Raw genomic sequence first — 26,683 nt, 5'->3', positions numbered from 1 at the left:
CCAGACTTAATTCAAAAATCGACGATTAACGACAGGTTTCACAAGGAAACAAGAGACAAATACATCGGGAAGAATTCTAAATTTCAGTACCTTTAAAGAACGCTAACCAAAAATCTTAACTTCTATGTCACGCATCACGCTAATTCGCACCTTATTCTTCGTTTTATTTGTTTTACCATTATGGACAAATGCTCAAGAAGAAGATATTCTTAAAAAGCTAGAAGAAATTGCCATAATTGATCAAAAGGTAATGATGCCCATGCGTGATGGCGTCCGACTGGCAACAGATATCTACAGACCCAAAACAGACGAACCTGTACCAATTATTTTCTCTAGAACGCCCTATAATTTTAATTCTTGGGGTGATGGAAAACAGCGTACCCGTACAGCTCAGCGTGCGTATGAAGCAGTAAAACGCGGCTATGCCTATGTGGTGCAAAACGAGCGAGGGCGCTATTATTCGGAAGGGGAGTGGGACATACTTGGAGTGCCTTTAACTGATGGGTATGACGCCTTTAGTTGGATGAAGGCTCAGCCATGGTCTAACGGAAGAATAGGAACTTACGGCTGTTCCTCTACGGCAGAATGGCAGATGGCCGTAGCGGCATTGGATCATCCAGCGCATTTTGCCATGGTGCCTCAAGGTTTTGGAGCAGGAGTAGGGCAGATAGGAGATATCACCGAACAGGGTAACTGGTACCGTGGCGGCGTGGAGCAGATGCTGTTCTTTAGTTGGTTATACGGTGTAGAGCACGATAAGTTCAAACCCGGTATACCTGCCGGAGCTACGCAAGAAGATCTTATCCGCATTTCGCGTTTCTACGATCTGGCACCAGAAAACCCTCCTGTAGACATGGCGGAGGCTTTAAAACACTTGCCTATTCAAGATATATTGGCCAACATAAACGGGAAGCGAGAGATTTTTGATAAAATGATCCGTAGAAAACCGAATGATCCTGCCTGGTATGACGGTGGACTCTATCACGATACTATGGATATAAACACACCGGGATTCTGGTTCGCCAGCTGGTATGACGTATCCATTACGCCCAATTTGGCGCTGTTCAATCATGTCCGCAGTAACTCTAAGGACGCAGTAATTAGAGACAATCAATATTTGGTAATTGCTCCAACCTTGCACTGTGCTTATACACGTGCTACAGAGAACACTATAGTCGGAGAACGTCCAGTGGGTGATGCCCGCTTGAATTATGACGAGCAGATCTATGCTTGGTGGGATATGTGGCTGAAAGGCGAAGAAACTGGTTTTAAGGCCAATACTCCTAGAGTCCAGTATTACACTATGGGCAGCAATAAATGGCAGGCTGCAGAACAGTGGCCGCCTGCAGACGTAGAAATGACCACCTTTTACCTGAACAGTGGTGGCAAGGCCAACACTTTAAATGGCGATGGTGTTTTAACAACTAAAAAAACGCGCAAAGACAATCCAGATACCTTTACCTATGATCCTATGGATCCGGTTATGAGCTATGGTGGAAACGTTTGTTGTACCGGAAATGCGGTTAAAGGTGGGGCCTACGATCAGCAGTCCATGGAGGAGAACCCGAATATTTTGGTTTACTCTTCGGAGGTGCTCACAGAAGATACGGAGGTAACCGGTTTTATAGAATCTACCCTTTATGTTTCTTCGGATGCGAAAGACACCGATTTCACCATTAAGATCATTGACGTATATCCAGATGGTCGTGCTTACAACCTAGATGAAACCATACAGCGCGCTCGCTACCGTGAGGGTTATGACAAAGAGGTTTTTATGGAAGAAGGGGAGGTTTACGAGCTAAAACTAACTCCTATGGCCACAAGCAATCTCTTTAAAAAAGGGCATCGTATCCGTATAGAGGTATCTAGCAGTAATTTCCCAAGATTTGCCAGGAACTTAAATACTGGCGGAAACAATTATGACGAATCAGTAGGCGTGGTGGCTACCAATTCTATTCATCATTCGAGTAAATATCCTTCTCATATTAAACTGCCAATTAGGAAGTAATCACCACCACACCACAAAGATCTTAGAGATAGTACCCTTAGGGTCTTTAACCCAAACTAAAGGTGCAGATTGCTCTAAATGAAAAATTTCTATACGCTCATAGGCCTGTTTAAAAGATAGCCAAGCTACCTGCGTGTGCGGACTTACCAACCAATCGTGCTTACGCGGGATATAGCATTTACAGTCTTTGAATAAATGGAAATCTTTGAGTGGCAAATAATAGCCATAAACACTTTTAGGACTCAGGGGAGTTATATCCAAATCCTTCTGGCTATAAGGCAAGAACAATTGCGCTTTAAAACACACTTTTTGAGTCATATGATCAGCCTCTAGATCAAATGTTTGTAAATACGAAGCTGTTTCAGGGCGGTGGAGGAGTGGCAACTGTTTCTCAGCGAGCTTATTGAGCTTTAAGACCAAGGAATCTCTTCTGTTAGGGCCTATCCAATGGTCCAAGGGCGTTATTCCATGGGCAGGGTCGTAGAGATAGAATTTATAAATAACCTCCAAATGCAAGGCTTCTTGACCTATCCGCAGCAAACAATCGAGTTCTCCTAAAGTGCGTTTGTCTTGCTGAATCTGTACATTCTCAGCTAGTATCTTTATGTGCTTATGTGCATTGAGCTCCGCAGCGACGAATCGCTCCACCAGATTGCCCAAGCGAAATTTACCACTGAGTTCTTGTCGGAATATTGGAGTTTCAAGAGCGGGTAAATGCAATTGTTCTAAACCCATCGGACCACTGCCTTCCCATAGCGGTGGAGTGGCGAGATAACCCGAAAATTGTAATTGTATAGACATGTGTAGCGAAGGTATTGTAAAACTGAAAAGCAAGCATTGGTATCGGTAAGAAATCTTAAATTTACGTTATGTATAAGGTTATAATTACAGGAAGTACAGGTATGGTAGGCAAGGGGGTCTTGTTGGAATGCCTGGACGATGCTTCTATTACCGAAGCCTTGGTGATCAATAGATCATCACTGCAAATGGAGCACCCTAAGTTGAAGGAGTTGCTCCTAGAAGATTTTACCCAACTGGATAGTCTAAAAGATCAGCTCAAAGGATATGATGCCTGCTTTTATTGCATGGGGGTATCTTCCATAGGGATGAATGAGGGCAAATTCACTGCCATAACGTACGACATTACCGTAATCTTTGCAGATATTCTACACGAGCTTAACCCCAATATGGTCTTTAATTATGTCTCCGGAACGGGCACAGACAGTACCGCAACCGGACGAGTCATGTGGGCTCGTGTTAAAGGAAAGACCGAGAATTATGTACTTAACAAAGGTTTTAAAGATGCCTACGCCTTTAGACCAGGAATGATCATTCCGGAGCGAGGCATAAAGTCGAGCACGGGTTGGTACAATGCAGTTTATGTGGTATTAAGACCTTTCTTTGGCTTATTAAAGAAGATGAAGAGCATCACAACTACATCAAAAATCGGGTATGCGATGATAGCTAGTTTTACTGCAGATCAACTTAAAAAACATCTGGAGAATAAGGACATAAATGCCATGGCGGATTCAAGAGCCTAGAATTAGCGGGGAATTCCCTAATTTTAAGCAAAAACCAACTACAATTACCAACATGTCTAATCGAAGGTCCTTTCTCAAGTCCGCTAGTCTAGCAGCACTCTCTTTGCCCTTAATGTCGTTTGATCAATCTCAGAATTGGTCCCTAGATCCTTTAAAGCGACATTTTGAGACTCCGGATGATTACTGGGCCATGATTCGCAAACAATTCCCGCTTAAAGAAGGGCAGACCTATTTTAATAACGGTACCATGGGGCCAACACCTGGTTATACGATAGATGTTATGATCAATCATATGCTGCATTGGAACAAAGAGGCAGCCACAGTTGATTATAAGAACGGATCTGGGCCGGAATTACTGAGCGGTTATTTTCCGTATCAGGAGCTTAGAGAAAAGCTTGGAAGCCATATAAACTGTGATTTCAAAGAGATCTCCATAACGCAAAATGCCACCTTTGGCATGAATTACGTAGGGATGGGGTTAGACCTTAAGCCCGGAGACGAATTGCTCAATACCAATCAGGAGCACGGGGGCGGATTTGGCGCTTGGCAGACCTTAGCAAAACGCAAAGGTTGCGTGTACAAACAAGCCACTATGCCTGTGCCTGCAAACGATCCGCAGCAAATATACGAGGCTGTATTTAAGGAAGTTACCCCTAAAACCAAGGTCATTGCTATTCCGCATATGATATCCGTTTACGGTACAATCATGCCCGTAAAAGCCATCTGTGAAGAAGCGAGAAGACGTGGTATTTTTACGGTATTGGATGGGGCCCAATGTGTTGGCCATATCGATGTAGATGTCAAAGATATTGGTTGCGACGCCTATTACAGCAGTTTGCACAAATGGTTGTTGGCGCCACCAGGCAGTGGTTTGTTGTATGTGAATAAAGAGGTGGCGAGCAGCATTTGGAGTACCATAGCGAGTTACAATTGGGACAATCAGGACGATCACGGATTTAGGCTGATGCAAAACGGAACCGGGAACCCAGCTTTGATAGCTGGATACAGTGCTGCCATAGATTTCTTTAACAGCGTCGGGAAAGATCGTTGGCTGGGTCGTATAAAAGAATTGGGAGCGTATTTACGCAATGGATTAAAACAAATGCCTCACGTGACTATACATTCATCAACCAATGAAGCTATGGCTGCAGGAATCACAACTTATGCAGTTAAGGGTTATACAGGGCCAGAATTACAACAAACACTTTGGGAGCGCGAAAAACTACAGCCCAGATCTGTGGGCAATGAACTCTTAAGGCATTCTGTGCATATTTATAATTCTAAGGCGGAGATTGACAAAGCTTTGGATGTGATTAAGAATTTAGCATAAGCTTTTAGTTTCTCACAATAACTTTGACATAATAGCTACAGATATAATTCGCATACGCGAACTTATATCTGAGACCTTATAAAATATCCCGTCTAAGTCACCGCAAATAACTTTGACATAATAGCTGCCGATATAATTCGCATACGCGAACTTATATCTGAGACCTTATAAAATATCCCGTCTAAATCACCGCAAATAACTTTGACATAATAGCTGCCGATATAATTCGCTCACGCGAACTTATATCAGAGACCTTATAAAATATCCCGTCTAAGTCACCGCAAATAACTTTGACACAATAGCTGCCGATATAATTCGCATACGCGAACTTATATCTGATATTATATCAAATAGCCGAGCTATTCGTTATTTGCTATAATTGTCACATAATTTATATTATGTAAAATAGATTATTTTGAGATCCCTCCTTTGTGATACAATCAACTAATAAATACTCTGGCTTGAATAAGACAACAAATCCACAATAACATAGCCTTAACAGTTTCTGATAAAGTTGTTTTAAAGTTTTTGAATTCTCGTTTTCTCGTGTAGTTTATTGATAAACACTTTATATGAGAATCAATTACGAATACCATGATGTCGCTTCCAGCGAGGTCTTAGAAAATTTCACCCAAAACAAAGTTCAGCACATTTTAAAACGCAGTGATCGAATCACAGGCGTCGACGTTTATTTTAAGGTCAATGACGCACAATTACCACATGATCGAATGACTGCAGGAATTCGCGTGGAGCTCCCGGGAGAAACCTTGTTTGCAGAAGCTGTAAACGATGAATTCCAAAAATCTGTAGCGCAAGCCACAGATGAACTCCTTGTTCAGCTAGAAAAATACAAAGCCAAATCCGCAAACCATTAATACCTAAAAATGCACACACTCAGCAATGATAACAGACAGATCACACTAATTTATAAAGATAATCACGCCTTACATCGCCGTGTAAAAGCCCTCTGCTCTGCTACCAAAAAGGCCTTGCTTACCCTCGATATAAGCCAAGAAAAGATAAGCCAAACCCTTTGGGCCGAGATTGAATCGCTTTTACCTGGAGAACTCCATCAAATCGTAGATTTAAAAGAAACGGTTACAGATTCAAACGCAGTCTTCTCCAAACACGACCTGATGAAGATCCTAGAGAAGAATCCAAACAGTTTGAGCTTTCCTTTGCTTTTTTACAAGGCAACATGCCATCAGATTAAAAATGAAGCCGAAGTACTTCGCTTTATTAATGTAGATTCCGGAGGCTTTGAAAAAACCTTGCACACCCAAGAACCTGAGGTTAAATCTCAGACTCGAGAGGAAAGCTTTAGGTCTTAAACCCTAAAGATTATTCCTTTAGAGCCCTTCTAGCCTTTTCCCCTTGAGGCCCGTAAAGGTCCATTTGACTTACCTTGGCGTAAACTTGTTTGGCCTGATCTACATTACCACTGACCTTTAGCGCATCTGCTAAACCTAACCACAGCTGCGAAGAATCTGTAAAGAGTTTACTGCTCATATCAAAGACAAACAGCGCTCCTTGAATTTGGTCACTGTTGAGCAAATTGTATCCCGCCTGTGTAAATAAGGCCTCGAAATCGGTATACTGATGCATCGGATCGTTCAGCATACGCGCCGCCTCACTACTCACCTTTTCCATTTCGCCAGCCATAAATAACTGGGTCAAATGGCCCATGGGGTCAAGTATCACATCATCGCCAATATCTGCCATAGCCGCTGCCAACACAGGATCTTCATTGTTCTTGTACTGCTCAAAAGTTGTGCTAACAGCAATGTTGGGTGGCATCCACTGTTGGTTTTCCCATTGTGGTTTGTCTTGCCACCAAGCCCATGACAAACGAGCATTGAACTGGCTGTTTGGAAGAACTAACTTCCGATTATCTCCATAAAAATTGAGGTTTTCTGCTGTAGGTTCGCCTACAAATATGACATTGGTGTAATTGTCCAATTCGTTCACCAAGTTCTGGCAGGCCGAAAATGTTCTTCGCCCAATAATACAGAAGAACTTCCCTACCTCATTGACCTTAGATTGGATTAAACCCGTTATAAGCGGCTTGTTCAAATAGTTGTTTCCACCGCCATTTAATCGAACGTCTAAAATGAAACGTTCTACCTCATTTTGGGCGATAAAATCAAAGATCTCTGCATAGAATGCTTCTAGGGTTGGCTGAGAAGGATCGTTCTGCACCTGACTTTGACGCACATAAACAGTTTTGGTCTCTGGATTGTAATTAAAGTTGTAGATCTTGTCTAACTCCTGTAAATACAAAGGAGTACTGTTTTGTGCTCTAGCGCTGATCAGCTCCCCTTCTGTCTTTATAAGACTGTAATTGGTTTGAATTGCCTTTTTGTCTCCTGCCTTAAAGGTATAGGTAAAAACTTGCCCATCTTTTTCCAAAGTAAATGGAATTTCCAGGCTGTTGTTTGGAATAATGCGTTGGGCGTGCAAGATCTCCGGTATGGTCAGATCATTGATTCCATATGCCTTAAAGAACTGTTCGTTTTCTGCCGATACTGTAGGGTAAATAAGTTCTATGGCTTTCGCTATAGGGGTATCACCTATTTTAAGGAGTTTAGCACCCAAGGCCTTCTCGTGGCCTTTTATGGTTCCCTCTATAAAAACACCATCGCTGAATTGATACAAATTCACAGGTATTTTGTGAAAGTCTACTTGGCCTCCACTCAGACTGAGGTAAGTGTGCCCGTATCCAAACATTGCTACCATGCGCGATAGCCCAACCATTATCTCGTGATCTGCCATAGTTGGTATTTCACTGCGGAGTTTAGCCACTTCGGCATCCCATTTCTCTGTGGTAACTTTTTTAAATAAGAAGGGATAATCCTTATGAATGCTTTGTTGTAAGAAGTCGAGGTCGGCTTGCCAGTCTTCAGAGCTGAGCTGATTTTGTACTTGCGCGCTTAAACTTAGCGAGAAGAATAAAAAACCTATGACGGCCAACAAGGGTTTGGAGGGAATTTTCATTTTGTGATTTTAGTTGATTGATGCATGTTGTCCGATAAGAATTATTAAGAATTGATTTGTTACAGTTCTTTTCCAATTAAATAGTTCGCTCGCTCTAAATGCAGTAATTTTGCTGCGTGTCTGCCAACCGCAAAAATACCCAGTTAGAATTTGTTGCCATGATGGCGGCATTAATGTCTATAGTTGCCCTAGCGATAGATGCGCTGTTGCCTGCTTTAGATATCATCGGATTCCATGTGGGCACCACCAATCCCAGCGACAATCAGCTGTTTATCATTATGATCTTCTTGGGCTTAGGTCTAGGCCCCCTACTCTTTGGCCCACTCTCTGACAGTCTGGGTAGAAAACCGGTGGTCTACATGGGTTTTAGCCTATTCGTTCTAGCTAGTTTGGTTTGTGTTAGTACAGACAGTTTGTGGGTTATGATCTTTGGTCGTATAGTTCAAGGCATTGGGCTTTCCGCGCCCAGAACCATAGCCATTGCTATTATACGAGATCTCTACTCCGGAGATTATATGGCACGTATCATGTCCTTTGTAACCGTGGTATTTCTTCTGGTTCCTATTGTAGCACCAGCCTTTGGAAAACTAGTTTTAGACCATTACAATTGGCAAGCCATATTTTATTTTCAATTGGTCATCGGCGCTGTGGTATGTCTGTGGTTTTATCTAAGACAACCGGAGACCCTAAAGCCGGAAAATAAGATTCCCATGAGCCGCCATTTGTTTGTAGATGGTTTCAAGGAGATCAGTCGATACCCTGTGACCATAGGATGTACAGTTATTTCTGGTTTGATCGCAGGATCGTTCTTTGTATATCTCAGCGGATCGCAACAGATCTTTCAAGAACAATATGGGCTTAAAGAAGCCTTCCCTTACATATTTGCAGGTTTAAGCATCGCCATTGGCCTGGCTGTCTTTTCCAATGCCTATATGGTGCTCCGCTTTGGAATGGAAAAGCTAGTTACTGTTGCTTTAAGCGGATTTTTTGTGGTATCCTTAGCCTATGTCTTGGTCTTTATGGGTAGCCCAAATCCACACATTTGGGTCTTGCTAACTTTTATGGCTTTACAATTTTTGTGTATTGGATTCCTTTTTGGAAATCTAAGAGCCTTAGCCATGGAACCCGTAGGGCATATAGCAGGAATAGCAGCAGCCATTACCGGTTTTATATCTACCATAATGGCGGTGCCTATAAGCACCTTTATTGGACGTTATCTAGACGATACGGCGCTTCCGGTCTTTATTGGTTTTTCTATTTGTTCTTTAGTAGCACTGCTGATATTATTCTACCTAAAACGAAAAAATCCACAAGGACTTTCTAATCCGCAACAGGCCTAGTTGTTTGCCTTAATCTCGGCATTGAGAATACCTGCTCTAATGAGTAATACCACGCCACTAAGCAGGAGTCCTATGCCCACTGTACCGCCCAAAGCCCAAAGCCAGAAATCTCCTCCACTGTGTTTAATGTGAGAACATTCCAAGGCAATACTGAGTCCGCTGCCTAGCAATAAGGCGCCCACTACTCCATTGAACCACCATTGTTTTCTACGCTTATCCATTTACTTTTTTTATAGCCTAAAAATAATGAATACCTTAGTGCAACCAACTAACGACTACCTCAATGATTCGACCTTGGCTACGCCTACCCTTTGTTCTTGGTTTATTGCTGATTCTTGCTAGCAGTTGCAAATCAAACTCAGAAGATCAATCACTACAAGAAACTAAAGACCCTGAACCAAAAGTGGAACTGGAACTCGAATACCAAGCTTCTCTGGGAGAAGGTCCGGTGTGGAATGCCAAGACCCAAGAACTTTATTGGGTAGATATTCTGGGAAAACTATTACATATTTACAATCCGAGCAACAAAGAGAATCGCAGTATTGAATTGCCAGGCCTGGTAGGAACTGTTGTTCCATTTACCTCGCGCCAAGCTGTCGTGGCCTTAGAGAATGGTATCTATAAGGTCAATTTAAAAAGTGGAGATCTGCAATTAGTCTCTGATATAGAAGCTACGCAGTTAGAGAACAGATTCAACGATGGCAAATGCGACCCCAATGGTAACCTATGGGTAGGCAGTATGAATCTGGCAGAAGAGGCCGCCACAGGTAATTTGTATAAAATAGCCCCAGATGGCACCACCACCAAAATGTTAGATAGCATAACTATTTCCAATGGTATCGTTTGGGATAGACGCGCCACGACCATGTACTATATTGACACGCCTACGGGAGTGATACGCGCCTTTGACTACGACAAGAACACGGCTAGTATTAGCAATGAGCGTGTTGTTGTAGAAGTAGATCCTGCGGATGGTTTTCCAGACGGAATGGCCATAGATGAGAACAACAATCTTTGGGTAGGTTTATGGAATGGCAATGCTGTAATACAGTACGATTCCAAGACAGGAGAAACACTTCAAAAAGTAGCTATTCCGGCTCACAATGTGACTGCGGTTGCTTTTGGAGGACCTGATCTGGATATAATGTACATCACCACTGCCCGAGTGGATATGACCGAAAAAGAATTAGAGCAGTATCCTTTAGCTGGTTCTGTTTTTCGCTATAGCCCTGGTGTAAAAGGTCAGAAAGCTGACGTTTTTGGCCAATCTAGATTCACATCTAATACTCCTTAAAATTGAGTTTGATCTACTTAATTATGGGCGTAAGCGGTAGTGGTAAAACTACTGTAGGTAAGGCCCTGGCTGAGCAATTAGGATTTCCATTTTTAGATGCTGACGATTTCCATCCGCAGCAAAATATAGCTAAAATGCAGGCTGGTAAAGCACTAAATGACACCGATCGTCAGCCTTGGCTAGAACAGCTAAATCTAGAACTGCGAAAACACAAAGATACTGGAGTCGTTTTGGCTTGTTCTGCTTTAAAGGCTGCTTATCGAGAGCTTTTAGAAAAGGACATCAAGATCCATTGGACACATTTACAAGGAGATTTTGAACTCATTCAAGCTCGAATGCAGCTGCGTTCGCATTTTATGCCGGCTGCTCTCCTCCAATCACAGTTTGATGCCCTAGAACCTCTAGAACAGGGTTTAACTCTCGATATCGACAGTGAAATTGAATTCCTCGTTAATATGATCCGTGCCAGATACGAGACCAAGGGCCCTGCAAATTGTGGCATAGTGGGCATGGGAGTTATGGGGCAATCACTTGCTTTAAACGCAATAGACTCCAACATTCGCACTGCAGTTTACAACCGAATTGCTCCGGGAGAAGAACTGGTCATTGCCAAAATGTTGAACAAGTATACCAATCCGAAATTATATGGCTACACCGATTGGAAGGAGTTTACCGATAAACTAACACTGCCCAGAAAGATCCTATTAATGATTCCTGCTGGGAAGGCCATAGATGCTGTTATTGAGGACTTATTGCCTTTTCTGAGCCCAGGAGATTGTATAGTGGATGGTGGAAACTCGCATTTTAGTGATACAGAAAACCGCATAAAGAAACTTCAAGAGCAAGGAATCGAATACCTCGGCATGGGAGTGTCTGGTGGTGAAGAAGGCGCTCGAATTGGCCCCGCTATGATGCCAGGTGGCTCCGATGTTGCCTATGAAGCACTACAGCCCATTCTCGAGAAGATAGCTGCCAAAGACCCCGAGGGCAAAGCCTGTGTGGGTTATTTGGGCCGAGGTGGCTGCGGACATTTGGTCAAGACCGTACACAACGGAATTGAATATGCAGAGATGCAGTTATTGGCAGAACTCTATGCCTTGATCGGTTTGACCGATCTGCCCCGGGCCGAATTTGCCGCACTATTCGAACAGTGGAATTCTGGGCAAACGGCAAGTTATTTAATGAGTATAATGCCCGCTATACTAGACAAGAAAGAAGGAGCTACCTATTTGGTGGATCTGATCTTAGATGAAGCTGCACATAAGGGAACCGGAGCTTGGACGGCACATACGGCCTTGGATTACGGACAAGATGCAAGTATTATAAGTACTGCCTTGAATGTGCGCTATCACTCTACTGCACAATGGTTTAGAGAATTGGCAAAGCCTTTGAATCGAAAGGCAAGTATAGTTTTGAATTTCAAACAACTCATTGACGGATATCAAGCAGCGCGCATATTAAATCATTTGCAGGGATTACGGCTTATCAAAACGGTCAGTGAAGCTAATGATTGGCAGGTGGATTTAGCCGAGGTCACCCGAATCTGGACTAACGGCTGCATCATAAAATCTCATTTGATAGAACAATTACATCTGCTGTTAAAAGAAGATCCAAGTCAGCTGGAAACTTGGTGTTTTTCGCAGTACCAACAATATATCGAAGCCCTAAAAGTAGCAGTAACTACTGGTATTTCTAGTGATTTAGCTTTGCCCGTATTTAGTGCTGCCTTACAATTTGGGCTAGCCATTAACGATCCTGAGACTACTGCCAATATCATACAAGCCCAAAGAGATTTCTTTGGAGCGCACACTTATAAACGCAAAGACAAGGACCGCGAACAAAACTTTCACACAGACTGGACCAAACCATGATAGATTACAACTTACTTTTAGCCGTGTTTGCAGGTATAGCAGTGCTTCTAGCACTTATCCTGCGCTTTAAAATACAAGCCTTCATCGCCTTGTTGATAGCGAGTATACTCGTTGGTATCTTAGCGGGAATGCCTCCCTTAGATATAATTACTACTATGAAAGACGGTATGGGAAATACCTTAGGGTTTGTGGCTTTGGTAGTTGGTTTAGGAGCCATGTTTGGAGCCATACTTGAACATTCAGGGGGCGCCGGAGCCTTAGCCCGATATCTCATTGGGAAGGCAGGAGAAAAGCGCATCTCTTGGGCCTTAACGGCTACAGGATTCTTGGTAGCCATACCTGTTTTCTTTGATGTGGCCTTTATCATTTTAGTACCCTTGATCTATTCCTTACAGCGAACCACCAAGAAGTCGCTCTTGCTATACGGAATCCCTTTGTTGGCAGGACTTGCCATAACACACACCTTTATACCTCCTACTCCTGGACCCGTAGCCGTAGCCGATATTTTAAAGGCCGATCTGGGCTGGGTTATCTTGTTTGGATTCATCGTTGGCGTACCAACAGCTATAGTCTGTGGACCTATCTTTGGAAAGTACATTGCCAAAAAGATCCATTTGGATGCTCCGGAGGCAGACCTTCCTCCTGCCGATGAGGTCAAACTACCGTCCGTAGGGATGATCGTTACCATAATTGGAATTCCGATAGTGCTTATTGTACTGAATACCTTGGTCAATAGTCCACTTGGAGCTTCCTGGGGTTTACCTGATGGGGTTCGCAATTGGATGCAAATGGTGGGACATCCTTTCTTTGCCTTGATCCTGGCGAATTTGATCGCTTGGTATTTCTTAGGGCTAAAGCGAGGTATGGCTTCAGCAACACTGCAGAAGATCACCACAAAATCCATGGAACCTGCAGGAATAATAATATTATTAACAGGTGCTGGTGGGGTTTTTAAAGAAATGCTGATCAACACAGGAGCCGGAGAAATGCTTGCCAACTATTTTGCAGAACAAGGGCTTCCTCTACTCCTATTTGCCTTTATAGTAGCTGCTCTAGTACGGATTTTACAAGGGTCTGCCACAGTAGCTATGATCACAGCAGCAGGAGTTACAGCACCCATACTGTCTCAGGTTGATGGAGAAATGGACAAAGCGCTCTTGGTTATTGCAATAGCCGCAGGTTCAACCATATTATCGCATGTAAATGACAGCGGATTTTGGCTGGTGAGTAAGTATCTGGGTATGACCGAGCAGCAAACCTTTAAGAGTTTTACCACAATGACCGTTATTTTGGCTTTAGTAGGTTTTAGTTTGGTAAGTCTCTTATCCTTATTGATTTAAGATCTATTGTGGCACAACCTTTGTGTGTTAAAGACTTGTTAACTCAAAACAAGCTTTCTCATACGAAATTCAAGAATCAGACCGGATGTAAACGCCGGTAGCGTAGCCGACATTGCCTTTTTATTGCTCATTTTCTTTTTGGTATGCACCACCATTAGTGTAGAAGAAGGAATTGCAAGAGATCTCCCTAAACCCTGCGCAGATGGAGCACCCTGTAATGTATCCATAGCACGGAATAATCTACTAAACATAGCTTTAGGTGAAAACAATCAACTACTTGTAAATGATATGGTTGAAGATATTTCAAACCTCAAATACATTTTGGTGGACTTTATAGACAACAATGCGTCTAAAAGCTGTGATTACTGTTTAGGTGTGGGCTTACCATTGGCTTCAGATCACCCAAAAAAGGCCATGATTAGTATAGAGACTATGCGCAATGCTAGCTATGATAGTTATATAGCTGTACAAGATGAAATAACAGCGGCCTATTTTGAATTGCGTGTACGTTATGCAGCCCTACAATTCGACAAGCCGCTAAATGAATTGACTCCGCAGGAATTGAAACAGGTCAAAGATGCTTACCCCTTTCAGATCATGGAATCGATTTTGTAATAAAGAATATTTGTATTTTTAGAAGGTCGGAGATTTCCGGCCTTTTTTTATAAACCAACCACAAGTGAAAAATTTTCTACTCTTCGGACTCGGCCTAGTCTTGGCTGTTTCCTGCAAACAAACCAACGAAACTATGAGCGATGATGCATTATTGGCCCAAGCCAAGGATATACACGAGCGTGTGATAACCTTGGATACCCATTGCGATATCAATGTGACCAATTTTACAGATTCTATCAATTACACCCAAGATCTGCAAACCCAGGTCACCTTGCCCAAGATGAAGGCTGGAGGCCTTGATGTAGCCTGGTTTATAGTTTATACAGGACAAGATTCCCTTAATACAGACGGATATGCAAGAGCCTATGATAATGCCATGTCTAAGTTCAATGCCATTCATAGACTGTGCGATTCTATTGCTCCGGATGAGATAGAACTCGCCTATACTAGTGACGATGTGCGACGTATCAGCGCCAGTGGCAAGAAAGTAGCCATGATAGGAATAGAGAACGGTTATCCTGTTGGAGAAGATATTAGCAACGTCAAGAAGTTCTACGATTTAGGCGGAAGATATATGTCGCTTTCTCACAATGGACACAGCCAGTTATGTGACTCCAATACCGGAGAGGAAGACGGCGTTTGGCTTCATGATGGTGTTTCGGACCTAGGAAAAGAAGTAATTGCAGAAATGAACAAATGGGGCATGATGATAGATGTCTCGCATCCGTCTAAAAAGTCAATGAAAGATATGATAGCGCTAACCAAAGCGCCAATCATTGCCTCCCACTCTTCCGCACGGGCACTTTGCAATCATTCAAGAAACCTAGACGATGAGCAGCTAATGTGGCTTAAAGAGAACGGTGGCGTGGTGCAAACAGTAGCCTTTAAATCTTATTTGAACACAGAAAAATACGAAACCCGTCAAGAAGCAGAGATCGTTGTGGCCAAGCAAATAGCCGATTCTATGGGGGTAAAATGGCTGGAGCGTAAAGAAGTAATGGCTTTACCAATGGCCGAGCGTCGTGAATACTTTAACTTCTATATGCAAATGATGCCTATCCAAAAACAGAAGTTGGCCAAGATGACTGACCTTCCACCGGCGGTAGACGTTGGTGACTTTGTGGATCATATAGATTATTTGGTGGCAAAGATCGGGATCGATCATGTGGGTATAAGCAGTGACTTTGATGGCGGCGGAGGAATTGCCGGCTGGGATGACGCCTCAGAGACCTTTAATGTAACCCTGGAACTTGTCAAAAGAGGGTATACTGAAGAGCAGATAGAAAAGCTGTGGGGCGGGAATCTACTTCGCGTTTTAGATGAAGTACAGGCTGTTGCGGCTCGCATACAAGCAAAAGAAGCACAATAATCACCAATAATCCTAAAATATAATCCATTCATCGACAGTTATTTGTGAACTATCGACAATTCTGATTAGTTAAGGCTTATTTCTCTAGGTTTAAGGTATAATTAACAACAATAACCTCACATATTAAAGTAAATTTACTTACATATATATGCGTTTTGGTGATTAATAATGTAATACAGCGATTATATTTTGATTTATAATCCTACAATTGTTGATTGCGAAACCATAATATCTACCATCAATATTTTATGAAACTTGAACTCTCCCCATTCAAGCATCTGATTGAGAAAAAGATCTCATTTCCATACTGAGACTTTTATTTTTGCAACAATCTTATTATCTCAGAAATAGCCGAAGGCGTATCATTTAAGTATGAACAAGCCAAACCAGTTATTGGTGAGGCACTAGCCTATTTTGGATAAGATGCTGAGATCGCATACCTATCCAATCGCATTCATAGTTATGCATTAGCACCACAGGACTGGCTTAAGTTCTTTGGCGAACGTAAAAATATCAAAGCCATGGCTATAGTTGCGTATTCTGAACTCGATATTGCCAACATTATTTTAGAGAAACTCTTCATAAAAACCCATGTAAAGCGCCATCAAAGTTTAGCGGAAGGGTTGCATTGGTTATCTGAAAGGTTGCCAATTATACAGTTCCAGAAGGAAGAGGTACTCTGCGCTTAATAGTTTGTATGTAGTTTTCGCACTACAAATAAAGGTGTTGGTGGAGAATAAATTTTATCCATGCATAGAAAGATATCTACCACTGGCCGACACTAAGATTGCATTTAGCGTTTCTTTTAAGGGGATGTATATGAATCAGTTAGTTTTACAGCAATAGAATTAACAACCTAATAATTCCCCCGGATGCAATTCACAGACTCTATTCACGCACAAGAGGCATTTGAAACCCTTGAACTCCCCTATGGCAACTTCTATTTCATAGACAGATTAGTTATAGCAGAGGTAAATGAAGGCGTTACCTTTACTTTAGAAAAAGCTCGGCCAGTAATTACCTTTGCCGAACATTTATATGGAAAAAATGTAGAAATTGGGTATATCTCCAATAGGGTAAATCATTATGCGGTAAAACCCCGTGATTGGATTCGCTTCTTTAAAGAGGACAACCGCGTAAAAGCCGTGGGCCTAGTCTCGTACACGCCTGTAGGACTTACAAATATACTTTTTGAAAAGGTGTTTATCCCAACTACGACCAAACGCTTCAGTTCTTTAGATCATGCCATAGCATGGATTCGCAGCCGCATTGACACGAATCCAAGCTTGAACAATTGATTGGCTAAGCCCTAGATATTTAATATCTTCCGGCTATGAACAAGCCCTTTCTTGCTTTAATTGCTAGATTATTCGTGCTGCAAGCCTCTGCCCAGCAAGCCGAGTTCATAAGACTCGACAGTCTGTCGCCTCATTTTTATTACGATATACGATACGCCACGACCAACAACTTTGTCGGAGAGGTAGTATACGAATGTGCCGTATGCTTATTACGTCCTGATGCTGCCAATGCCTTAGAACAGGCAAATGCCTATTTTATGGAAATGGGGTATTGCATTCAACTCTTTGACTGTTATAGACCTTATCCTGTACAAAAGATATTATGGGAAAAAGTACCTAATCCGGCCTATGTAGCGGATCCTTACAATGGTGGATCTGTTCACAATCGTGGTGCAGCGGTTGATCTTACCCTGGTTGATTTAAATGGAAATCCAGTGGACTTTGGAACCGACTACGATTATTTTGGTCGTGAAGCCCATGTCGATTATTACGGCCATAGTGAAGAAGTTTTGGCAAATAGAAAACTCTTAACTGAAGGCTTAGCCAAATTTGGGTTTAAAGGCATTCGTACAGAATGGTGGCATTTTAGCTATACCAAAAACAGCGGCTATCCGATCTCCGAACAGCCGCTGCCTTGTACTGATTAAGACTATATCTTAGTTCACTGGATTCCCAAAGATATCCAGTTCTACTACATCTAAACCGAGCTTTTTGACCTCTTCAAACTGTGTGGCCTTATCGCCGACCACCACATAGATCATCTCTGATTCTTGGATATAATCGCCAATAACGGCTTTAAAGTCTTCCAAACTCATGTTCATAAGCAATTGCTGTTCTTTATCTACAAAATCTTTGGAGAGTCCGTATTTCGAGATACTCTGTAAGATCCCGAGCTTAGCTCCAAAAGATTCAAAGGCTCTGGTATTCTGTTTCACCACTTTGTTCTTGGTGAGTGCTACATCAGCTTCGGTAAATCCTGGGCCATAATCTTGTACCATCTTTTGAATGATCTCTAAAGATGGCAAGGTTGCATTTGCTCGCACACTGGTACTTATGGTAAATGGAGCTATATCTGCCCTTGCTGGAACTCTGGAGTAGGCACCATAGGTATAGCCTTTTCCAATTCTAAGCACTTGAAACAAGCGACCGCTAGATCCTCCGCCTAAAATCTCATTGGCAAAACCTAGTTTAGGTGAGTCGGCTTCACCGGCAGACAAGGCCATTTTGCCTATATTTAAGACAGACTGCTTGGAATTCGGCACGTCTATAAAGTACAAGGTACCGGCATCTCCAGCAGGATTAACAGTCCAATTGGCCTGGGTTGTGGCTTCCCCTGTCCAACGTTCGCTTAGACCACTTAAAGCGGCCTCAACTTCCGCTTGAGACAGATCTCCTACTAGATGAAAAGATGCATTCCCAGGTTTAATATTGGCCTCATAAAAGGCTTTAACATCGTCTAATGTTATATTTTCCGCGGTCTCTAAGGTTCCATTGGTAGGTACGCTGTAGATGTGATCTGGGCCGTAGATCAATTTATTGAAGTTTATCGCCGCTATGGCCGTAGGATTCGCTTCACGTCCTTTAAGGCCGGTTTTAAGCTCTTGCATTAAACGCTCGAACTCTTTCTCATCCCAACGCGGCTGCAATACCATTTCTTCTACTAATGCCATGGTTTGCTCAAAATTACGGGCCAAGCAATTTCCGCTTATCACGGTTTCTTCTAAACCTGAATATATCCCAATACTTGAGCCTAAAAGTCCAATGGCCTCTTCCAGTTCTGCAGGAGTTTTTAAAGCTGTTCCTTCGCTCATAAGATCTGCGGTAAGAGATGCCAAGCCCGCTTTATCCATCGGATCTAAACGATGTCCACCAGCAATAGTGATGGTGAAGTTTATCAGTGGCAATTCGCTATTCTCAATGCCATAGGTTTTCATGCCGTTGGCCAATTCTCCTTCCCATACTTCTGGCATCTTAAACAAAGGCGCTTCTCCAAATGGCGGTTCAGATCGGTCGTACTTTGAAGGTGTCTTCTCGTATTGAGCCTCTTCGCCTTGGCCCACTTGCTCGTTGTCTTTCATGGCTGTGACCTCCTCTATCCACACTTCCGCCTCTTTTGCTCCGCTAATGGCAAGCTCAGGGTTTTCTTTAGGAACTACGCTGGTCATCACATAGTTCTTCCCTTTGATGTATTTCTCATAGGCCGCCATTACAGCCTCACGATCTACTTCCTGATAGAATTTAGTGCGCTTGCTAATGTAGGCAGGATCTTGACCAAACTCATTGTCTTGAACCAACTGGAAGGCCTTATTCAAAACAGTTGAAACTCCATTGTATAACTGGGTTTCTAGTTCCGCTTTAATCCTTTGCAATTCGTTATCGGTAAATCCGTTGGTTTCAAAATCTTGCAAACCTGCATCGATCGCAGCTTTCACATCATCTAAGGCAACACCTTCATTGGCGCGAACTCGAATCACAAACTCCCCAGCCAATTCCTGGCTGTTCTGATAACTGCCTACATTCGGAGCGAGTTTGCCCTCTTCTACCACCGCTTTATACAGTGGCGATTTCTTACTGCCGCTCAACAATGATCCTAAAACATCTAAGGCATACATTTCTTCGTTATAGTCTTCTACCGTTGGGAATACCATACGCAGCTCTGGAAGTTTTGCGAAGTTATCCTTGAAATACAAAGATTTGGTTTCGGTCAATGTTACCGGCATAGGCTCCATAGGTTTAACCTCTGGCCCTCTAGGAATTTCCCCAAACCACTTCTCTATCAACTGTTTGGTCTCTTCGATCTCTATGTCTCCAGCGATCACCAAAGAAGCATTGGCTGCTCCGTAGAATTCGTTGTAAAACTCTTTTACATCGGCCAAGGTAGCCGCCTGCAGATCAGGTAAAGAACCAATAACTGTCCAGCTGTACGGATGTCCTTCTGGATACAAGTTCTTTCTAATGATCTCATCGGTATAGCCATACGGAGCGTTGTCAACTCGTTGGCGTTTTTCATTCTTAACCACCTGCTTTTCGCGCTCTAACGCAGCTTCTGTAACCGTGTTTATCATATAACCGAATCTGTCGGAATCGATCCAAAGGATCTTCTCAAAGGCATCTTTGGGCACTACTTCATAATAGACCGTACCATCGCTCCAGGTACCTCCGTTTCGGCTTCCACCCCATTCTGGGATCATCTTCCTGTTCGCTCCTACCGGAACATTCTCAGAATCGTTAAAAGACATATGTTCAAAGAAGTGGGCAAAGCCAGTGCGTCCTGGCTTTTCGCGATTAGATCCAACGTGCATCATAGTTGCAACCGCCACTATGGGATCACTCTTGTCTACATGAAGAATAACTTCTAGACCATTGTCTAAAACGAACTTTTCGTACTCCAGACTGAACTCGGTCGCTGTCTCAGTCTTAGAAGATTCTTTACAGGATTGTGTAATTAGAGCAAGGGTCAATAGGCTCATAAGAATTCGGTATCTCATTGATAGTTTAAATTTTTAAGGTTTGGATATTGCTGATTCTCAAATCGAATTGCTTAAGAATAGATGATTTCAAGATAAGGCCTTTTGATCAAATTGAATTTAAAAATTATGCTAAATAATGGGCGATATATAAGCAGCCCAGTATCTTTGCAAAAAAAATAAGGATGTCCTTATCATTAATACGAATCTTTCGGTTGGTTAGTACATTAGAAGCCATCTCTTTTTTATTGCTTCTGGGTATCGCCATGCCTTTAAAATACATATGGGGTAAACCAGAGGCGGTTTCCGTTATAGGAATGGCTCACGGAGTATTGTTTGTACTCTATCTCCTCTTGGCCTACTATGTGGGAGAAAAGCTAAACTGGTCCACGCGTACGCTGCTTATCGTTATGGTCTGTGCCATATTGCCCTTTGGGCCGTTCTATGCAGAACGCAAATATCTGTAAAACATGCAAGAAACACTCTGGCTACATTGGTTTAGAGATCTATTTTTAGAGCAAGGAGTAGGCTCAGATTGGGCAGTCTATCTCAATGCAGCGATAGTCTTGATAGTGCTATTGCTAGTTTTATTTCTGGTGGATTTTATACTGCGGAAGAGTATTGTAACCGTCTTTAGACTGTTTAGCGACAAGACCAAGACAAGCTTTGACGATTTTCTATCCGAGAGTAATTTCCCGCGCTTTGTCGCGCATGTCATCCCTGTACTTATTGTCCGATATACCTTAGGGCACCTCTTTGAAGACTTGCCAGTAACGAGAGGAATCAGCCTTACTGCAGTAGACGTCTACTCGGTCATTCTCGCAGCGCTTATCTGCAGAAGTGTCTTGAGAAGTTTAAGAGAATACTTAAAGACCAAGCCTTTATTTAACGATAAGCCATTGGACAGTTATGTTCAGGTGATGATGATCATTATCTGGATAATTGCCATGCTAGTAATAGCATACCGTGTATCTGGAGAGAGTTTTGTATCCTTGACCAGTTTAGGGGCCGTATCGGCCTTATTGTTGCTTATCTTTAAAGACACCATTCTTGGTTTTATTGCCAGTATTCAGATCACAGTAAACGATATTGTCCGTATTGGTGACTGGATCACCTTTAACCGTTATGGCGCTGATGGATATGTGACAGAGATCAATCTGGCTACGGTACGAGTGCAAAACTTTGACAACACCTATACCACCATTCCAACTTACTCCTTGATCTCGGACTCTTTTCAGAACTGGCGAGGGATGCAGGAATCCGCAGGGCGAAGAATTAAACGTTCCTTACTGATAAAACAGAATTCGGTACGTTATTTGACCGATACCGATCTGCAAGAACTCAAAAAGATCCAACTCATAACTTCTTATATAGAGCAGCGACAAAAGACCCATTTAGAGTACAATGCACAACATGGGTACGACAGTTCCCTGATCATAAACGGACGTCAACAGACCAATTTGGGGGTTTTTAGAAAATATATAGACGCTTATTTGCATAAGAACAATGCTATCAATAAGGAATTGTTTTTAATGGTGCGTCATTTGCAGCCTACTCCTAAAGGTATTCCTGTGGAGATCTACTGTTTTAGCTATGACAAGAACTGGGTGAATTACGAACATATCCAAGCCGATATTTTCGACCATCTAATCGCTGCAGTGAAGTATTTTGACCTGGAGATCTACGAATACCCATCCGGTGCAGATCTCAAAGGCGAGGACTAGTCATCTAGCTCGTCGTTTAGCCTGTCGGTTACGTATTCCACTTTTGTCTTTCCGTGGGGTTTTGGTTTGCCATCGGGTCCCATGCTAACCATAACTATTCTTTCTATAGTTATGATCACTTCTCGGGTCATTTTATTACGCACCTCGCACTGAAGACTTATGGAAGTAGTACCAAAATGGACAACATCTATCCCTATTTCCACGATATCTCCCGGCTGAGCCGAGCTCACAAAATTGATCTCTGATATGTATTTGGTAACCACTTTAGGGTTTTCCAATTGAATGATGGTATAGAGCGCCGCTTCTTCGTCTATCCATTCTAAAAGACGGCCTCCAAATAAGGTTCCGTTGGGGTTTAGATCTTCAGGCTTGATCCACTTTCTGGTGTGAAATCGCATAAGCTTAAGGGTTTACCACAAAGATACTGCTTTGATGCTGTTAAAAATTGTAAAATCCGTATCTTACATGTAACATTTTCGGCCTGATGAGGTCTAACACTTGTGATCAAAAAAAATAAAAATTATCCGATGAAAATCTTAAAAACACTAAGCATTCTTTTGGTAATGGCATTTGCCGTTCCAACTCAGGCACAAACTGTCGACGAAATTCTCAACAACTATTTTGAGAATACCGGCGGAATCGAAGCCTGGAACAAACTAGAAGCCATGCAAATGACTGCTATGGCCAACGCTCAAGGTATGGAGATCCCGGTTACGGTAATTCAAACCAAAGATGGAAAAATGTTGATCAAGATCAACTTCCAAGGGCAAGAGATAGTACAACAAGCTTATGATGGAGAAACCATGTGGGCTACTAACTTTATGACTCAGCAGCCAGAAAAGGCCGATGCTGAAGCTACTGCAAACATGAAGTTACAGACCAAAGACTTTCCATCTCCTTTCTTGAACTACAAAGAAAAAGGCTTTACTGTAGAGCTTTTGGGCGAAGAGGTTAAAGAAGGCACAGACACCTACAAGATCAAATTGACTCAAGCGCCTCGTATGGTAGACGGGAAAGAAGTTCCTAACGTGAGTTTCTACTATTTTGAAAAGGAAAACTTTGTTCCTATCATGTCAGAGACCGAGATTCCTTCAGGACCAGCTGCAGGACAAATGGCGGTTTCTACTATGAGTGACTACCAAGAGGTAGACGGACTTTACTTCCCATTTGATATGGGGATGGGCGGTCAGTCTATCATGGTAAAAGATATTGTTCTTAATCCAGATCTAGAAGAGGCCATGTTCGCATTCCCAGAGACTGTAGAAGGCGAAGACGATAAGGACTAAATACACTTCAGGGCTGTTTAAACGTAGGCGGGAGTTCTTCCTGCCGTGTGCTTCACAAAAACTTATAGCACTTGCGTTTAAACAGCTTTTTTTTTGCTAACCAATACAAAATTTAATCAGATGAAAAGAATTCTCTTTGCACTGACTGCGCTGTTATGCCTCCCGGCAGTTCATGCGCAAGACATTGCTTTAAAAGGCAAAGAACTCTTTGGTGATATGCGTGCCCGTCATATTGGGCCTGCTCTAATGAGTGGACGTATCATCGATATGGAAACACACCCCACAGATCCGCGCATCGTATATGCCGGAACCGCTGGTGGTGGTGTATGGCGATCTAGTGATGGAGCAGCCACCTTCTCTCCTATTTTTGACGAGCATGCACAATCTATTGGCAGTGTTGCCGTGGATCCTAAAAATCCGGACCAAGTGATCTGGGTAGGAACCGGAGAGATCTGGACCCGTAATTCTGTTTCTATCGGCGATGGACTATACAAGTCTACCGATGGAGGAGCGAACTGGGATAAGATCGGTTTCGAGAAATCTGAACGCATTGCCTCTATTGTGATCAACCCAGAAAACACAGATATAGTATATGTTGGAGTGCTGGGAGCCCTGTGGAGTGACAGCGACGAACGCGGTGTTTACAAAACTACAGATGGCGGGAAGACCTGGGATAAGATCCTCTATGTAGACCAAACCACCGGTGCTGCAGATGTCATAATGGATCCGGAAAATCCGAATGTGCTCTATGCTTCCATGTGGGAGTTTAGACGCTCCGGATGGGGATTTAGCTCAGGAGGCGCTAATTCTGCCCTTTACAAATCAACCGATGCAGGTAAGACCTGGAACAAGATACACAACGGATTCCCTGCTGGCGATCTAGGAAGGATCGCTGTAGCAGTTGCTCCTAGCGACAACAGTATCTTATATGCAGTTCTGGAGACCGAAGACAAAGCTAAAAATGGACTTTGGAAGTCTACAGATGCAGGCGCGAGCTGGGAGCATCTAAATAACGACTTTGGACTCACTGTGCGTCCGTTCTACTTTTCTAGAATTACCATAGACCCTAGAAACCCTGATGTAGTGGTTAAAGGTGGTTTGAGTGGTTCTATTAGTCGTGACGGAGGAAAGACCTTTAAATCACTAGGAAATATGCACAGCGATATCCACGATGTGGTTTTCCATATCAACGATAGCGATATAATGTATGCCGGAACCGATGGTGGTGTTTACCGCTCTTGGAATGGCGGAACTACTTTTGAGATCGTAGAGAATTTGCCGCTTTCTCAATTCTATCAGATCAGTGTTGACGATGCCGAACCATACAATGTTTATGGTGGCTTACAAGACAATGGATCTTGGTGGGGACCTAACTCTTCTCCAGGTGGTGTAAACGCTCGCGACTGGAACAGCGTTGGTGCTGGCGACGGTTTCCGCGTGCTGAAGCACCCGACCAAAAACATCATTTATTCAGAAATGCAAGGTGCCGAGAATGTTTGGCGTTACGATGTTGACAAGAATCGTACGCGTACCATTCAGCCGCGTCCTAAAAAAGGAGATCCGGAGCTACGTTTCAATTGGAACGCTCCTATGGCGGTAAGCGCACATCAACCAGATCGTTTCTATATGGGTAGCCAGTTCGTTCACAAATCGGAAGATATGGGCGATACTTGGGAGATCATTTCTCCGGACCTTACGACCAATGATCCTGCTAAGCAAGATCAGTCACAATCTGGTGGACTTTCTATTGATAACTCCGGAGCGGAGAATCACACGACTATCTTTACCATTGCAGAATCTCCATTGAACGAGAACGTACTATGGGTAGGAACAGACGATGGAAACGTACAAGTTACTCGTGATGGCGGAAAGAACTGGGAAAACGTAACCGCAAATTTGGTAGGGATTCCTGCCAATACTTGGGTGTATCACATAGAAGCTAGTGTGCATGGAGAAGGCACTGCTTATGCAGTTTTTGAAGGACACACCTCAGGTGACATGAAGCCTTATGCACTAAAGACCACAGATTACGGTAAAACTTGGAAGAACATCATTTCTGATGATGTAGTTGGTTTTGTCCGCAACATCCAAGAAGATTACGAAAGCGAAGACTTGCTTTTCTTGGGTACTGAATTTGGACTTTATGTGAGTATCGACGGCGGAAATAACTGGTCGCAGTTCACCAACAATATGCCTCCGGTTGCGGTTCACTTTATCGATCTGCAAAAGCAGACCAATGATTTGGTAATGGGTACACACGGTCGCGGGGTGATCATCATTGACGATATTTCTCCTTTGCGTGAGTTGAGCCAAGAGGTATTGAGCAAGGACGTTCACTTCTTTGCTTCAGAACCGACCATAATGGTAGAAGAAAGTGGTTTTAGCGGTAGCTTTGGAGGAGAAACCCAATTTGTGGGGCAGAACTCCCCTACTTCTGCACGTATTGTATACTACCTTAAAAAGCGCCATACTTTTGGTAAGATGACCATGGAGATCCAAGATATGGAAGGTAATGTGATCTCAACTTTAGGTCCTGGAAAATCTAAGGGTATCAATGTGGTGTATTGGAACTACACTTCGGCACAGCCAAAAGTTGCAGAGGCCAAGACCTTGAGTTTTGGAGGATTTACCTCCCCTAGAGTGCCTGCCGGAAAGTACAAGGTGGTAATGACCAAAAAGAGCGATGTCTACGAAACAGAGATCGAGTTAAAATACGATCCGAATTCTTTAACTACTCTTGAGGAACGCAAGCAGCAGGAAAAAATGACCAAAACGCTTTACGATATGGTAGAAGATATGGCCTACGTGGTCTATACCATGAACGAGACCATGGATTATGCAGAAAGTGTGATGGAGTCCAATCCGAAGTCAAAAAAGGTAGCACAGAACTTACACGATGCCTTAACAGCCTTGATGAAGGATATGGTTGTAACCACAGGTGATAACTATGTGGCTTCTGCCGAGCCTGAGCTTCGCGAAAAAATGACCGAACTCTACAGTAATGTAGCTACGAACTTTGATGGAGTAAGTGCTTCCGATATGGCGAGTTTTGATCTGATCAGCACGGAGTACCAAGAGGCGCTTGGGCGTTTAGAGGTCATTATGGACAAAGAGGGGAAGAAGTTCAACAGCTTCTTGAGCAAAAATGACCTTCCTATGGTAAGCCTGAAGACCAAAGACGAGTTCCTCGAGAACTAATTGTCTTA

General features: G+C 42.9%; 22 protein-coding genes. 17 read left to right on the top strand and 5 right to left on the bottom strand.

The window, feature by feature from the left end; translation table 11 throughout:
* Positions 1–124 precede the first annotated feature (124 nt).
* Entirely contained in the window at positions 125–2,008 is a 1,884-nt protein-coding gene (locus tag AC0J2F_RS00885) for a CocE/NonD family hydrolase (protein WP_473008164.1), read from the top strand.
* On the opposite strand, the gene AC0J2F_RS00880 is transcribed toward AC0J2F_RS00885, so the two are convergent.
* Positions 2,009–2,809 carry a DUF1853 family protein gene (locus AC0J2F_RS00880; protein WP_473008163.1) on the bottom strand — a complete coding sequence of 267 codons (801 nt, stop codon included), beginning with the start codon at positions 2,807–2,809 and terminating at the stop codon, positions 2,009–2,011. It lies immediately after the preceding gene.
* A 68-nt stretch (positions 2,810–2,877) separates the two neighbouring features.
* Here AC0J2F_RS00880 and AC0J2F_RS00875 point away from each other — a divergent pair, with 68 nt between their 5' ends.
* The 4 genes from AC0J2F_RS00875 (at position 2,878) to AC0J2F_RS00860 (ending at position 6,210) form a co-directional block, all read left to right on the top strand.
* Positions 2,878–3,549, top strand: a complete 672-nt coding sequence (locus tag AC0J2F_RS00875; protein ID WP_473008162.1) for a Rossmann-fold NAD(P)-binding domain-containing protein — start codon at positions 2,878–2,880, stop codon at positions 3,547–3,549.
* Positions 3,550–3,661: 112 nt separating this feature from the next.
* Positions 3,662–4,879, top strand: a complete 1,218-nt coding sequence (locus AC0J2F_RS00870) for an aminotransferase class V-fold PLP-dependent enzyme (protein WP_473008161.1) — start codon at positions 3,662–3,664, stop codon at positions 4,877–4,879.
* Between the two features lie 572 nt (positions 4,880–5,451).
* Positions 5,452–5,754 carry an HPF/RaiA family ribosome-associated protein gene (locus AC0J2F_RS00865; RefSeq protein WP_473008160.1) on the top strand — a complete coding sequence of 101 codons (303 nt, stop codon included), beginning with the start codon at positions 5,452–5,454 and terminating at the stop codon, positions 5,752–5,754.
* Between the two features lie 9 nt (positions 5,755–5,763).
* A complete protein-coding gene (locus AC0J2F_RS00860) occupies positions 5,764–6,210 on the top strand; it encodes a hypothetical protein (protein ID WP_473008159.1) in 447 nt (148 codons plus the stop codon).
* Positions 6,211–6,220: 10 nt separating this feature from the next.
* On the opposite strand, the gene AC0J2F_RS00855 is transcribed toward AC0J2F_RS00860, so the two are convergent.
* Positions 6,221–7,873: a hypothetical protein gene (locus AC0J2F_RS00855; RefSeq protein WP_473008158.1), complete on the bottom strand. Its 1,653-nt coding sequence runs from the start codon at positions 7,871–7,873 to the stop codon at positions 6,221–6,223.
* A gap of 116 nt (positions 7,874–7,989) precedes the next feature.
* On the opposite strand from AC0J2F_RS00855, the gene AC0J2F_RS00850 reads away from it, so the two are divergent.
* Positions 7,990–9,213: a multidrug effflux MFS transporter gene (locus AC0J2F_RS00850; protein WP_473008157.1), complete on the top strand. Its 1,224-nt coding sequence runs from the start codon at positions 7,990–7,992 to the stop codon at positions 9,211–9,213.
* Here the strand turns inward: AC0J2F_RS00850 and AC0J2F_RS00845 are convergent.
* The gene (locus AC0J2F_RS00845; RefSeq protein ID WP_473008156.1) at positions 9,210–9,434 is read right to left on the bottom strand and encodes a hypothetical protein; all 225 of its coding nucleotides are present in this window, start codon (positions 9,432–9,434) and stop codon (positions 9,210–9,212) included. The genes AC0J2F_RS00850 and AC0J2F_RS00845 overlap by 4 nt on opposite strands.
* 62 nt (positions 9,435–9,496) lie before the next feature.
* Here AC0J2F_RS00845 and AC0J2F_RS00840 point away from each other — a divergent pair, with 62 nt between their 5' ends.
* The 7 genes from AC0J2F_RS00840 to AC0J2F_RS00810 all read left to right on the top strand — a co-directional run bounded on the left by AC0J2F_RS00840 (position 9,497) and on the right by AC0J2F_RS00810 (position 17,647).
* Entirely contained in the window at positions 9,497–10,507 is a 1,011-nt protein-coding gene (locus tag AC0J2F_RS00840) for an SMP-30/gluconolactonase/LRE family protein (protein ID WP_473008155.1), read from the top strand.
* An 8-nt stretch (positions 10,508–10,515) separates the two neighbouring features.
* Positions 10,516–12,378 (top strand): NADP-dependent phosphogluconate dehydrogenase, encoded by a 1,863-nt coding sequence (gene gndA / locus AC0J2F_RS00835; RefSeq protein WP_473008154.1) that lies wholly within the window; start codon positions 10,516–10,518, stop codon positions 12,376–12,378.
* On the top strand, positions 12,375–13,718 hold the full coding sequence (locus AC0J2F_RS00830) for a GntP family permease (protein ID WP_473008153.1): 1,344 nt from the start codon (positions 12,375–12,377) through the stop codon (positions 13,716–13,718). Before gndA ends, AC0J2F_RS00830 begins: the two co-directional genes overlap by 4 nt.
* Positions 13,719–13,778: 60 nt before the next feature.
* Complete coding sequence (locus AC0J2F_RS00825) at positions 13,779–14,333, top strand: ExbD/TolR family protein (protein WP_473009351.1); 555 nt, start codon at positions 13,779–13,781, stop codon at positions 14,331–14,333.
* Positions 14,334–14,433: 100 nt separating this feature from the next.
* Entirely contained in the window at positions 14,434–15,702 is a 1,269-nt protein-coding gene (locus AC0J2F_RS00820) for a dipeptidase (RefSeq protein WP_473009350.1), read from the top strand.
* An 872-nt stretch (positions 15,703–16,574) separates the two neighbouring features.
* Positions 16,575–17,000 (top strand): hypothetical protein, encoded by a 426-nt coding sequence (locus AC0J2F_RS00815; protein ID WP_473008152.1) that lies wholly within the window; start codon positions 16,575–16,577, stop codon positions 16,998–17,000.
* A 35-nt stretch (positions 17,001–17,035) separates the two neighbouring features.
* Positions 17,036–17,647 carry a M15 family metallopeptidase gene (locus tag AC0J2F_RS00810; protein WP_473008151.1) on the top strand — a complete coding sequence of 204 codons (612 nt, stop codon included), beginning with the start codon at positions 17,036–17,038 and terminating at the stop codon, positions 17,645–17,647.
* Positions 17,648–17,656: 9 nt separating this feature from the next.
* Here AC0J2F_RS00810 and AC0J2F_RS00805 read toward each other — a convergent pair whose 3' ends face one another.
* Positions 17,657–20,488, bottom strand: a complete 2,832-nt coding sequence (locus AC0J2F_RS00805) for a M16 family metallopeptidase (protein WP_473008150.1) — start codon at positions 20,486–20,488, stop codon at positions 17,657–17,659.
* Positions 20,489–20,652: 164 nt separating this feature from the next.
* On the opposite strand from AC0J2F_RS00805, the gene AC0J2F_RS00800 reads away from it, so the two are divergent.
* Positions 20,653–20,934 carry a DUF3817 domain-containing protein gene (locus AC0J2F_RS00800; RefSeq protein ID WP_374959667.1) on the top strand — a complete coding sequence of 94 codons (282 nt, stop codon included), beginning with the start codon at positions 20,653–20,655 and terminating at the stop codon, positions 20,932–20,934.
* 3 nt (positions 20,935–20,937) lie between these two features.
* Positions 20,938–22,191, top strand: a complete 1,254-nt coding sequence (locus AC0J2F_RS00795; RefSeq protein ID WP_473008149.1) for a mechanosensitive ion channel family protein — start codon at positions 20,938–20,940, stop codon at positions 22,189–22,191.
* On the opposite strand, the gene AC0J2F_RS00790 is transcribed toward AC0J2F_RS00795, so the two are convergent.
* Complete coding sequence (locus tag AC0J2F_RS00790) at positions 22,188–22,589, bottom strand: acyl-CoA thioesterase (protein WP_473008148.1); 402 nt, start codon at positions 22,587–22,589, stop codon at positions 22,188–22,190. The two genes, AC0J2F_RS00795 and AC0J2F_RS00790, sit on opposite strands and share 4 nt — an antisense overlap.
* A 129-nt stretch (positions 22,590–22,718) precedes the next feature.
* Here AC0J2F_RS00790 and AC0J2F_RS00785 point away from each other — a divergent pair, with 129 nt between their 5' ends.
* Together AC0J2F_RS00785 and AC0J2F_RS00780 are read left to right on the top strand one after the other, a co-directional pair.
* The gene (locus AC0J2F_RS00785; protein ID WP_473008147.1) at positions 22,719–23,477 is read left to right on the top strand and encodes an outer membrane lipoprotein-sorting protein; all 759 of its coding nucleotides are present in this window, start codon (positions 22,719–22,721) and stop codon (positions 23,475–23,477) included.
* A 120-nt stretch (positions 23,478–23,597) separates the two neighbouring features.
* Positions 23,598–26,675, top strand: a complete 3,078-nt coding sequence (locus AC0J2F_RS00780; protein WP_473008146.1) for a WD40/YVTN/BNR-like repeat-containing protein — start codon at positions 23,598–23,600, stop codon at positions 26,673–26,675.
* Positions 26,676–26,683 lie beyond the last annotated feature (8 nt).

It is taken from the genome of Gilvibacter sp. CC01 (assembly GCF_055755295.1).
Note: the sequence above shows the minus strand (reverse complement) of the source record. Positions and strands in the feature narration are given on the sequence as shown.

Coding starts and splice junctions, on each gene's coding strand:
- AC0J2F_RS00830 (WP_473008153.1), top strand. CDS start 12,375: ATGATAGATTACAACTTACTTTTAGCCGTGTTTGCAGGTATAGCAGTG.
- AC0J2F_RS00860 (WP_473008159.1), top strand. CDS start 5,764: ATGCACACACTCAGCAATGATAACAGACAGATCACACTAATTTATAAA.
- AC0J2F_RS00880 (WP_473008163.1), bottom strand. CDS start 2,809: ATGTCTATACAATTACAATTTTCGGGTTATCTCGCCACTCCACCGCTA.
- AC0J2F_RS00885 (WP_473008164.1), top strand. CDS start 125: ATGTCACGCATCACGCTAATTCGCACCTTATTCTTCGTTTTATTTGTT.
- AC0J2F_RS00810 (WP_473008151.1), top strand. CDS start 17,036: ATGAACAAGCCCTTTCTTGCTTTAATTGCTAGATTATTCGTGCTGCAA.
- AC0J2F_RS00870 (WP_473008161.1), top strand. CDS start 3,662: ATGTCGTTTGATCAATCTCAGAATTGGTCCCTAGATCCTTTAAAGCGA.
- AC0J2F_RS00795 (WP_473008149.1), top strand. CDS start 20,938: ATGCAAGAAACACTCTGGCTACATTGGTTTAGAGATCTATTTTTAGAG.
- AC0J2F_RS00840 (WP_473008155.1), top strand. CDS start 9,497: ATGATTCGACCTTGGCTACGCCTACCCTTTGTTCTTGGTTTATTGCTG.
- AC0J2F_RS00865 (WP_473008160.1), top strand. CDS start 5,452: ATGAGAATCAATTACGAATACCATGATGTCGCTTCCAGCGAGGTCTTA.
- AC0J2F_RS00785 (WP_473008147.1), top strand. CDS start 22,719: ATGAAAATCTTAAAAACACTAAGCATTCTTTTGGTAATGGCATTTGCC.
- AC0J2F_RS00780 (WP_473008146.1), top strand. CDS start 23,598: ATGAAAAGAATTCTCTTTGCACTGACTGCGCTGTTATGCCTCCCGGCA.
- AC0J2F_RS00800 (WP_374959667.1), top strand. CDS start 20,653: ATGTCCTTATCATTAATACGAATCTTTCGGTTGGTTAGTACATTAGAA.
- AC0J2F_RS00845 (WP_473008156.1), bottom strand. CDS start 9,434: ATGGATAAGCGTAGAAAACAATGGTGGTTCAATGGAGTAGTGGGCGCC.
- AC0J2F_RS00815 (WP_473008152.1), top strand. CDS start 16,575: ATGCAATTCACAGACTCTATTCACGCACAAGAGGCATTTGAAACCCTT.
- AC0J2F_RS00790 (WP_473008148.1), bottom strand. CDS start 22,589: ATGCGATTTCACACCAGAAAGTGGATCAAGCCTGAAGATCTAAACCCC.
- AC0J2F_RS00805 (WP_473008150.1), bottom strand. CDS start 20,488: ATGAGATACCGAATTCTTATGAGCCTATTGACCCTTGCTCTAATTACA.
- AC0J2F_RS00855 (WP_473008158.1), bottom strand. CDS start 7,873: ATGAAAATTCCCTCCAAACCCTTGTTGGCCGTCATAGGTTTTTTATTC.
- AC0J2F_RS00875 (WP_473008162.1), top strand. CDS start 2,878: ATGTATAAGGTTATAATTACAGGAAGTACAGGTATGGTAGGCAAGGGG.